This window comes from Achromobacter xylosoxidans (genome assembly GCF_002192695.1).
GTDB classification, from domain to species: Bacteria; Pseudomonadota; Gammaproteobacteria; order Burkholderiales; family Burkholderiaceae_B; genus Achromobacter; species Achromobacter xylosoxidans_C.
Genome location: NZ_MTLG01000097.1, coordinates 1 through 707, shown reverse-complemented (window position 1 = coordinate 707; position 707 = coordinate 1). Strand labels below are relative to the sequence as shown.

The following is a 707-nucleotide window of genomic DNA, read 5'->3' as shown; positions in this document are numbered from 1 at the left end:
GCTGGCCGACCTGGAAGCCTACGAAGAGCAGCTGCAGCAGTTCGTGTACCACTCGGGCGCCTTCATGAAGCCGCTGTTCTCGGCGTCCAAGCGCATCGTGCGCGAGGGCGGGCCGGCGCGCATCGTGTTCGCCGAAGGCGAAGACGAGCGCGTGCTGCGCGCGGTGCAGGTGATCGTCGATGAAGGCCTGGCCCGTCCCATCCTGGTGGGCCGTCCGTCGGTGCTGCTGACCCGCATTGAAAAGCTGGGCCTGCGGCTGCGCCTGGGCGAGGACGTCGAAGTCACCAACCCGGAATACGACGAGCGCTTCCACCAGTACTGGACCACGTACTGGGAACTGATGTGCCGCCGCGGCATCACCAAGGAAATGGCGCGCGTGGAAATGCGCCGCCGCATGACCCTGATCGGCGCCATGATGGTGCGCCTGGGCGACGCCGACGGCATGGTCTGCGGTTCGGTCGGCGCGTACCACGATCACCTGCGTTTCGTGGACGAGGTCATCGGCCGCCGTCCCGGCCACAACGTGTACGCCGCCATGAACATCCTGCTGCTCAACGAGCGCACGGTGGTGCTGGTGGACACGCACGTCAACGATGAACCTTCGGCCGAACAGATCGCCGAATTCACCATCGCCGCCGCCAACGAGATGCGCCGCATGTATCTGGCGCCCAAGGTCGCGCTGCTGTCGCGTTCGAACTTCGGTTCGG

Annotated in this window: 1 protein-coding gene; it reads left to right on the top strand. The window is 65.9% G+C overall.

The annotated features are described in order from the left end of the window. The coding region (locus BRO63_RS24345) for a phosphate acyltransferase (protein ID WP_256943398.1) at positions 1–707 on the top strand (707 nt) is incomplete at both ends.